Origin of the sequence: Sinomonas sp. G460-2, assembly GCF_047759905.1 — a bacterium.
Taxonomy (GTDB): domain Bacteria; phylum Actinomycetota; class Actinomycetes; order Actinomycetales; family Micrococcaceae; genus Sinomonas.
The window spans coordinates 1-2,122 of record NZ_JBKZWT010000463.1; the positions used below are offsets into that span (position 1 = coordinate 1).

Here is a 2,122-nt window from a genome sequence, read left to right on the forward strand (position 1 = left end):
CTCAATTCCGGGGTTCCGGCCGCACAGGGCCTCTCCGTCGTCCCGAAGGACGCGAGCGGCATCGCCGCCCGAGCGGCGGGAGCGGGCGCCCTCGACGGTTCGGCCGCGGATGCGATCGCGCAGCTCGGAGTGCGGCCGGCCTCGCCCGACAGCCAGTGGGCGGCGTTCGTGACCGCCACGGGGAGCGCGTCGAAGACCGCCCAGCAGCAGGAAAACCTTACGGACGGCGCCGCGGCGAACGCCAAGCAGGCCCAAGCATCCGGCGCGTCGGTGAGCCTCGACGAGGAGAACACGAACCTCCTCGCGGCACAGCACGCGTATCAGGCGGCCGCGCGCGTCATGAACGCGATCGACCAGGCCCTCGACACCCTCATCCACCACACCGGAACGGTAGGACTCTGACATGCTCCGCGTGACCGACCAGACCATGACGATGTCTGCGCAGCGCAGCCTCGGCGCACGGCAGGCGCGCCTCGCCGCGGCCCAGGACACCGCGAGCTCCGGCGCACGCATCACGCGACCGTCAGACGACCCGGTCGGAACCGGCGACGCGCTCCGGGTTCGCGCACAGATCGCCGCGACCAGCCAGTACCAACGCAATATCAACGACGGCACTGGCTGGCTCACCACGCTCGACTCGACGCTCGGCACCGCGACTGGCCTCCTCCGCCAGGTCCGCGATCTCGCGATCCAGGGCAGCAACGGCTCGCTCAACCAGGACGCCAAGAACGCCCTCGCCCAGCAGGTGGACTCACTCCGCAAAGACCTGCTCTCGGCGGCGAACACGCGCTACCTGGGCCGCAACGTCTTTGCCGGCACGTCGGACGCGGCTGCTGCGTTCACCGACGGCGCGCCACCCACGTTCAACGGCGCGCCCGGCAACACGGTTCAGCGCCGCATCGGGCCCGACCAGACCGTCCAGGTCGATGCGGATGGCGCGGCGGTCTTCGGGTCCGGGCCAGCTTCGGTGTTCACTGTGCTGGACGGCATTTCGTCAGATCTGCGCAGCGGGCTGGACCCCTCAGCGCAGATCACGGCACTCGACAACGGGATGAAGGCGGTCATGAGCGGACGCGCGGACATCGGCAGCCGGCTCGCGCGGCTCCAGCGGGCCGGCCAAAGCACCGCGGCGGCGCAGACATCGCTCGAGGTCCAGCGCTCGGGCATCGAAGACATGGACCTCGGGAAGGCCGCGATCGACCTCCAGCTCCAGCAGACGGCCTATCAGGCCGCCCTCGCGGTCACCGCTAAGGTCCTCCAGCCGAGCCTCACGGACTTCCTCAAATGAGCGCCCTCACCTTCGCCGAGCCGCTCCCGGGACTCGCGCCGTACACGGACTACACGCTCGATGCGGTCGACGGCGCCGTGGGACTCTTCAGCCTCCGTCCCGCCGAGGCGCCCGAAGTCCGGCTCTTTGTGCTCGATGCGTCCGTCTACCTCCCGCAGTACGCGCCCGAGATCGCGGCACCATGCCGCGAGATCGGCCTCGGCTCGGCGCAGGACGCGCGCGTCCTCGTCGTCGCGACGCCGGGGGGCAACGGGACCACCGTGAACCTCATGGCTCCGGTCCTGGTCAACGAGTCGACGGGCCAGAGTGCGCAAGCCATCCTCGACGGTCAGGGCTGGCCGCTGCGGGCGTCGCTCTCTGCCTAACGGTCAGGCGGCTAATTGGTGTTAGGCGGCTAGTTGTTGCCCTGCGAGTTCTGCTGGCTCGCACTCGACTTGCCGGTCGACGTACCGCCCTGGCTTCCCTTCGAGGCGAGGCTCGGATCAAGCAGGCCGAGCCAGTGGTTCAACTCGTTCGAGAGCTGACCCTGCGAGTTCCCGCCCTGGCTCCCCGCCGTGCTCGTCTGGCCCGCCGCGCGGCCTTGCTGCCCGGACGCCTGACCGGCGCCACCGGTCGAACCCGGCCCAGCCGGGACGCTTACCGCCTGCCCGGCGGCTCCCCAAGCGTTGCCGTTCCCCTGCTCGCCCTGCTGCCCCTGGCTGTTTCCCTGCGAGGGCGATCCCACGCCCTGGCCTTGGTCGCCCGCCTGCGAACCCTGAGACTGCGAACCCTGAGACTGCGATCCCTGGTTCTGCACACCCTGGTTCTGCGAGCCTTGGTTCTGCGAGCCCTGAT

General features: G+C 70.0%; 3 protein-coding genes and 1 pseudogene. 3 read left to right on the plus strand and 1 reads right to left on the minus strand.

All coding sequences use genetic code 11. The features are described 5' to 3' along the window. The 3 genes from ACLN58_RS21450 to ACLN58_RS21460 all read left to right on the plus strand — a co-directional run. The coding region (locus ACLN58_RS21450; protein WP_415857240.1) for a flagellar basal body rod C-terminal domain-containing protein at positions 1–402 on the plus strand (402 nt) is incomplete at its 5' end. Between the two features lies 1 nt (position 403). After that, positions 404–1,288 (plus strand): flagellar hook-associated protein FlgL, encoded by an 885-nt coding sequence (gene flgL, locus ACLN58_RS21455; RefSeq protein WP_415857241.1) that lies wholly within the window; start codon positions 404–406, stop codon positions 1,286–1,288. Continuing rightward, on the plus strand, positions 1,285–1,653 hold the full coding sequence (locus ACLN58_RS21460) for a flagellar assembly protein FliW (protein ID WP_415857242.1): 369 nt from the start codon (positions 1,285–1,287) through the stop codon (positions 1,651–1,653). The genes flgL and ACLN58_RS21460 overlap by 4 nt, the downstream gene beginning before the upstream one ends. A gap of 29 nt (positions 1,654–1,682) precedes the next feature. Here the strand turns inward: ACLN58_RS21460 and ACLN58_RS21465 are convergent. Next, positions 1,683–2,122 (minus strand): annotated as a pseudogene (locus tag ACLN58_RS21465) (hypothetical protein); the annotation flags it as partial.

Bases quoted from the DNA above. Each gene is read 5' to 3' on its own strand.
- flgL (WP_415857241.1), top strand. From the start codon at position 404: ATGCTCCGCGTGACCGACCAGACCATGACGATGTCTGCGCAGCGCAGC.
- ACLN58_RS21460 (WP_415857242.1), top strand. From the start codon at position 1,285: ATGAGCGCCCTCACCTTCGCCGAGCCGCTCCCGGGACTCGCGCCGTAC.